The sequence below is a fragment of the Mycobacteroides franklinii genome (assembly GCF_002013895.1).
Lineage (GTDB): Bacteria > Actinomycetota > Actinomycetes > Mycobacteriales > Mycobacteriaceae > Mycobacterium > Mycobacterium franklinii.
Genome location: NZ_MAFQ01000002.1, coordinates 20,462 through 27,074, shown reverse-complemented (window position 1 = coordinate 27,074; position 6,613 = coordinate 20,462). Strand labels below are relative to the sequence as shown.

The window sequence follows — 6,613 nt, the reverse complement described above, 5'->3', positions numbered from 1 at the left end:
CAAGCTGCTCATCGGTGTTGTCGCCTCTTCGCGCAAGCTGCTCATCGGTGTTGTCGCCTCTTCGCGCAAGCTGCTCATCGGTGTTGTCGCCTCTTCGCGCAAGCTGCTCATCGGTGTTGTCGCCTCTTCGCGCAAGCTGCTCATCGGTGTTGTCGCCTCTTCGCGCAAGCTGCTCATCGGTGTTGTCGCCTCTTCGCGCAAGCTGCTCATCGGTGTTGTCGCCTCTTCGCGCAAGCTGCTCATCGGTGTTGTCGCCTCTTCGCGCAAGCCGCTCATCGGTCACAGTTACGGAGCCTAACCATGATGGGATACTCATCTAATGCCGTTGACCACCGGAGCGTCGTCCGCCCCGCATGCCCAGACCGCCAGCGCGGCCGTGGATGCCGCGGCGACAGATCTGGTCGCGCTGTCCCATGACATTCATTCCGAGCCCGAGCTGGCGTTCCATGAGGTTCGCAGCGCCCTGAAAACGCAGCGGCTGCTCGCCGAGCGCGGATTCGAGATCGTCACCGGTCAGGGCGGTATGGACACCGCATTCCGTGCCACCTATGGGGATGGTCCGCTGGTTGTCGGAGTTTGCGCCGAATACGACGCGCTGCCCGGGATCGGCCATGCGTGCGGACACAACATCATCGCGGCCTCTGCCGTCGGCACGGGGTTGGGTCTGGCCGAAGTCGCCGACGCCCTCGGACTCACCGTGGTGGTTGTCGGTACTCCGGCCGAGGAGTACGGCGGCGGTAAGGCACTGCTGCTCAAGGCCGGCGCCTTCGACGACATCGCGGCCGCGGTGATGCTGCATCCGGGGCCGATCGACATCGCAGGGGCACGGTCCCTCGCGCTGACCGACGTGATGGTCACGTACCACGGCAAGGAGTCGCACGCCGCGGTCGCGCCGCACCTGGGCATCAACGCCGCGGACGCGGTCACCGTCGCCCAGGTCTCGATCGGTCTGCTGCGTCAGCACCTTTCACCCGGACAGCTGATCCACGGCATTGTCACCGAGGGTGGTGAGGCGGCCAACATCATTCCGGGCCGGGCCGCGATGCAGTACACGATGCGTGCCGTCGAGACAGCCTCCCTGCGCGAGCTGGAGGAGAAGGTCTACGCCTGCTTCGCCGCGGGGGCCTTGGCGACAGGTTGCAGTCATGAACTCGTCGAATCCTCGCCCCCTTATCTGGAGCTGACGCCGGATCCCTGGTTGGTGGAGGTGTTCCGCGAGGAGATGGAATCGTTCGGCCGCGCGCCGGTGCCCGCCGAGTTCGAGGCCGCGGTGCCGCTGGGCAGCACCGATATGGGCAACGTGACGCAGGTGCTGCCCGGTATCCACCCGGTTATCGGTATCGATTCGGGCGGGGCGGTCATCCATCAGCCCGATTTCGAAAAGGCGGCCAGGGAGCCGGGTGCTGATCGGGCGGTGGTTGAAGGAGCGAAGATGCTGGCGCGCACGGTGATTCGCCTTGCCGAGAACGAGGCCGAGCGTTCCAGGGTGCTGGATCGACTGGCACGCAGGACGGTGACGGTATGAGTGAATCCCTATCTGCCGTAGCGCAGCGATGGCTTGCGGAGAACACAGACTCGCTGGTGCGCTGGCGCCGTCACATCCACGCCCATCCCGAATTGGCACGCCAGGAGCACGCCACCACCGAATACGTGGCCGCACGGTTGGCCGAAGCCGGGCTCAATCCGAAGGTCTTGCCCGGCGGCACGGGCGTCACCTGCGACTTCGGACCCGAGGACGGGCCGCGGGTGGCACTGCGGGCCGATATGGACGCTCTGCCGATGCAGGAGCGCACCGGTGCGGCCTACTCCTCGACGGTGCCGAACGTCGCCCATGCCTGTGGGCACGACGCACACACCGCGATCCTGCTGGGCGCGGCCATGGCGCTCAATTCGGCGCCGTCGCTGCCCTCCGGGGTGCGCCTGATCTTCCAGCCCGCCGAAGAGGTCATGCCCGGCGGTGCCATCGACGTGGTGGCCACCGGGGCGATGGCGGGCGTTACGAGAATCTTTGCGCTGCATTGTGATCCACGGCTCGAGGTGGGCAAGGTGGCGATCCGTGCCGGTGCGATCACCTCGGCGGCCGACACCGTTGAAATCACGCTGCATTCCCCGGGCGGGCACACCTCGCGGCCGCATCTGACGGCCGATCTGGTGTACGGACTCGGCACCGTCATCACCGGGTTACCGGGGGTGCTGAGCCGTCGGATCGATCCGAGAGCCGGCACCGTGATGGTGTGGGGTGCCGTCAACGCAGGTCAGGCCGCCAACGCCATCCCGCAGATCGGCTCGCTGGCGGGCACGGTGCGGACCGGTAGCCGTGATGTGTGGATCACGCTGGAGGACACTGTCCGCGACGTGATCGCGGGGCTGCTGGCGCCGCTGCGCATCGACTACACCCTCAACTATCGGCGCGGAGTTCCGCCCGTCATCAACGAGGCCGAATCCACGCATATCTTCGTGCGGGCCATTCAGGACATCGGGCTGGACGCGCTCGCCGAGACCACGCAATCCGGTGGCGGCGAGGACTTCTCCTGGTACTTGGAGGAGGTGCCCGGCGCGATGGCACGCCTGGGTGTCTGGTCAGGATCCGGGCCGCAGCTCGATATCCACCAGCCCAACTTCGATATCGACGAACGGGCCCTCGGCGTCGGGGTGCGGACGCTGGTCAACCTCGTCGAGCAAGCACAGCACAAAGCACCATCTGTCTAGCTCGTTCCCGGGCCGATGTTGCGCGAGGCTCGGGTGCGCAACCCGTGCACGTAATCGTCTGGGGCGCCGGCGATTTCCGCGGCGTCCGCCATCACACCCAGGTATCGGGCAGACGGTAGTCCACCCTCGTAGGCGTTGACGACGTAGAGCCAGGCCAGTACCGGGTCGGTGGTGGTGTCCGAAGACTCACGATCGATCCGGCAACGGATCTTGGTGTGGATGCCGAGCTCGGATCCTTCCCAGCGATCGAGGTTCATCTCGTCGGCACCGGTCATGTCGTAGAGCACCACGAAAACCTTCGAGTGGGGGTCCTGCACGACGGTCGCCAGCGCGCCCTCCCAGCCGATGTCCTCCCCGCCGAAGGTCAGCCGCCAGCCGTGTAGCCAACCAGTGCCGGCCATGGGCGAGTGCGGCGCCCGCTGCAACATCTGTTCGGGATGCATGTTGGAGCCATAGGCGGCGTAGAGCGGCACGGGGGCAAGCCTAGTGGTCCTTGATCCATGGTGATGCGTCACTCGGGCTAAGAACCTGCAACCAGGATGGCAAGCCGGGGCCTGGGAGTGCTTGTAGGTTGTTTGCGTGGCTACGCGCATCGTGATCATTGGTGGAGGACCAGCGGGATACGAGGCGGCACTTGTGGCCGCGGCTCATGAGCGAAGCACCACCGAGGTGACGGTGATCGATTCGGACGGCATCGGCGGCGCCTGTGTGCTGTTCGACTGCGTGCCGTCCAAGACATTCATCGCCTCGACCGGTGTGCGCACCGACCTGCGGCGCGCGCCCAACCTGGGCTTTGACATCGACGTGGAGCACGCCAAGATTTCGCTGCCGCAGATTCACAGCCGCGTCAAGCGACTGGCCTCCGAGCAGTCGGCCGATATCGCCGAGCGTCTGCGCAATGCCGGGGTACGGCTGATCGCCGGGCGCGCCGAGCTGGTCGATCACGTGGTCGGGATGGCGTTCCATCGGATCAAGGCCACCACACAGGACGGGACGAGCACCATCTTGGAAGCCGATGTAGTGCTCATCGCCACAGGTGCCAGCCCACGTGTTTTGCCCCACGCCCGCCCCGACGGCGAGCGCATTCTCACCTGGCGCCAGCTCTATGACCTGGAGGAATTGCCCGAACACCTCATCGTGGTGGGTTCGGGTGTGACGGGCGCCGAGTTCGTCCATGCGTACACCGAGCTGGGTGTGCAGGTGACGGTGGTGGCCAGCCGCGACCGCGTGCTGCCGCACGAAGACGAGGATGCCGCCCTGGTCTTGGAGGACACGCTGGCCGAACGCGGTGTGACGCTCGTCAAGAATGCGCGGGCCGACTCGGTGACGCGAACCGACACCGGTGTGCGGGTTTCCATGGCCGACGGCCGGGTGGTCGACGGCAGCCATGTGCTGATGACGGTCGGATCGGTGCCCAACACCACGGGTCTGGGCCTGGAGCGGGTCGGAATCACACTCGGACCTGGCGGCTATCTCACCGTCGACCGGGTGTCGCGCACCTCGGTGGCCGGTATCTACGCCGCGGGAGACTGCACGGGCCTGCTGCCGCTGGCGTCTGTCGCCGCGATGCAGGGCCGCATCGCCATGTATCACGCACTCGGTGACGCGGTACAGCCCATCAGGTTGAAAACCGTTGCTGCTGCAGTCTTTACCCGTCCGGAGATCGCCGCCGTGGGAGTGTCCCAGGCCGCCATCGACAACGGTGAGGTGCCGGCGCGGACGGTCACGCTGCCGCTACACACGAACCCGCGCGCCAAGATGTCCGGCCTGCGGCGCGGTTTCGTGAAGATCTTCTGCCGCCCGGCCACCGGCGTGGTGATCGGCGGTGTGGTGGTGGCCGCGAATGCCTCCGAGCTGATCCTGCCCATCGCCATCGCCGTGCAGAACCTGCTTTCGGTGAACGACCTGGCGCAAACGCTGTCGGTCTACCCGTCGCTATCCGGTTCGGTGACAGAGGCGGCGCGCCAGCTGATTGCCCACGACGACCTGGATTGACCAGCGGCGATGTGCGCCACAGCGGCGTACATCACTGACGGGAGCGCTACCGGCCGGTAACGTGGCTCTCTGGAAGGAACTCCGGGGCCCCAATAGTGGGCGTGGAAGGGAGCAGTCGTGAGTGACGCAACCAGCCCGTCGGGATCTCGCGGACCCACATACACGTTCCTTGGACCGCAGGCCCGTTCGCTGAACTGGGAACGCCTGGGATCTGAGCAGTTCGACGTCATCGTCATCGGCGGCGGTGTCGTCGGCGCCGGATCGGCCCTCGACGCCGCGACCCGCGGGCTGAAGGTCGCACTTGTGGAGGCGCGTGATTTCGCGGCCGGTACCTCGAGCCGTTCGTCGAAGATGTTTCACGGCGGCCTGCGCTACCTGGAACAGCTTGAATTCGGATTGGTTCAGGAGGCGCTGCGCGAACGGGAGCTGTCGCTCTCGACACTGGCGCCGCATCTGGTCAAGCCGCTGCCGTTCCTTTTCCCGCTCACGAACCGCTGGTGGGAGCGCCCCTACATTGCCGCGGGGATCTTCCTCTACGACCAGATGGGCGGCGCGAAATCTGTTCCCGCCCAAAAACATCTGACCCGTGCTGGGGCGTTGCGTCTTGCGCCCGGGCTGAAGCGCAACTCGCTCATCGGCGGCATTCGCTATTACGACACCGTGGTGGACGACGCGCGCCACACCATGAACGTGGCCCGCACCGCGGCTCACTACGGTGCCGTGGTCAGGACGTCGACACAGGTGGTGTCGTTGTTGCGGGAAGGCGACCGGGTGGTCGGTGTGACCGTTCGGGACACCGAGAACGGTGCCGAAACAGAGGTTCGCGGGCATGTCGTCGTCAATGCCACCGGGGTGTGGACCGACGAGATTCAAGCGTTGTCGCGCACGCGCGGCCGGTTCCGGGTGACCGCATCCAAGGGTGTGCACATCGTGGTGCCGCGGGACCGGATTGTCAGTGAAGTGGCGATCATCCTGCGGACGGAAAAGTCGGTGCTGTTCGTGATTCCGTGGGGTAACCACTGGATCATCGGGACCACCGACACCGAGTGGAATCTTGATCTTGCGCACCCCGCGGCCACCAAGGTGGATATCGACTACATCTTGAACAAGGTGAACACGGTGCTGGCAACACCGTTGACGCACAACGATATCGACGGGGTGTACGCGGGCCTGCGGCCGCTGCTGGCCGGTGAGGACGATGATACGTCCAAGCTTTCCCGCGAGCACGCCGTCGCGGTGGCGGCTCCTGGCCTGGTGGCTATCGCCGGTGGTAAGTACACGACCTATCGCGTGATGGCGGCCGATGCCATCGATATGGCAAGCGAATTCGTGCCGGCCCGGGTAGCGCCCTCCATTACCGAGAAGGTGCCGCTGCTGGGTGCTGACGGGTACTTCGCGCTGATCAACCAGACCGAGCATGTGGGGGAGACCTACGGCCTGCATCCGTACCGGGTGCGGCATCTGCTGGACCGGTACGGCTCGCTGATCGGTGAGGTGCTCGCCTGCGCGGGCTCCGATCACACCCTGTTGCAACCGATCACCAAGGCGCCGATGTATTTGAAGGTGGAGGCGCTCTACGCGGCGGTGGCCGAGGGCGCCCTGCATCTGGAGGACATTCTCGCCAGGCGTATGCGCATCGCCATCGAATACCCGCACCGCGGTGTCGACTGCGCCCAAGAGGTCGCCGAGCTGGTCGCTCCGGTACTCGGTTGGTCGGCAGAAGACATTGTGCGCGAAGTGGATACGTATCGGGCTCGGGTCGATGCCGAGGTGCGTTCGCAGCGCCAGCCCGATGATGCCTCGGCGGATGCCCTGCGGGTGGCAGCGCCCGAGGCGCGGTCGTACATCGTCGAACCGGTGACCGACGTATTATCGCCCTCCAAGTAAGACCCGGCTCTAGGTCGCGCCG

The 6,613-nt window shown here is 65.8% G+C and carries 6 protein-coding genes; 5 read left to right on the top strand and 1 reads right to left on the bottom strand.

Annotated features, from left to right (window positions below; all coding sequences use genetic code 11):
* The 3 genes from B4393_RS27760 to B4393_RS03750 form a co-directional block, all read left to right on the top strand.
* The coding region (locus B4393_RS27760) for a hypothetical protein (protein ID WP_167668593.1) at window positions 1-298 on the top strand (298 nt) is incomplete at its 5' end.
* A 21-nt stretch (window positions 299-319) separates the two neighbouring features.
* Window positions 320-1,525, top strand: coding sequence for a M20 family metallopeptidase (locus tag B4393_RS03755; RefSeq protein ID WP_078333029.1), 1,206 nt, complete (start codon window positions 320-322; stop codon window positions 1,523-1,525).
* Window positions 1,522-2,709 carry a M20 family metallopeptidase gene (locus B4393_RS03750; RefSeq protein ID WP_078333028.1) on the top strand — a complete coding sequence of 396 codons (1,188 nt, stop codon included), beginning with the start codon at window positions 1,522-1,524 and terminating at the stop codon, window positions 2,707-2,709. The genes B4393_RS03755 and B4393_RS03750 overlap by 4 nt, the downstream gene beginning before the upstream one ends.
* Here the strand turns inward: B4393_RS03750 and B4393_RS03745 are convergent.
* The gene (locus B4393_RS03745; RefSeq protein WP_078333027.1) at window positions 2,706-3,182 is read right to left on the bottom strand and encodes a gamma-glutamylcyclotransferase; all 477 of its coding nucleotides are present in this window, start codon (window positions 3,180-3,182) and stop codon (window positions 2,706-2,708) included. The two genes, B4393_RS03750 and B4393_RS03745, sit on opposite strands and share 4 nt — an antisense overlap.
* A gap of 106 nt (window positions 3,183-3,288) precedes the next feature.
* Between B4393_RS03745 and B4393_RS03740 the strand changes: the two genes are divergently transcribed.
* Entirely contained in the window at window positions 3,289-4,704 is a 1,416-nt protein-coding gene (locus B4393_RS03740) for an NAD(P)H-quinone dehydrogenase (RefSeq protein WP_078280108.1), read from the top strand.
* Between the two features lie 117 nt (window positions 4,705-4,821).
* Window positions 4,822-6,591, top strand: coding sequence for a glycerol-3-phosphate dehydrogenase/oxidase (locus tag B4393_RS03735; RefSeq protein ID WP_070938648.1), 1,770 nt, complete (start codon window positions 4,822-4,824; stop codon window positions 6,589-6,591).
* Window positions 6,592-6,613 lie beyond the last annotated feature (22 nt).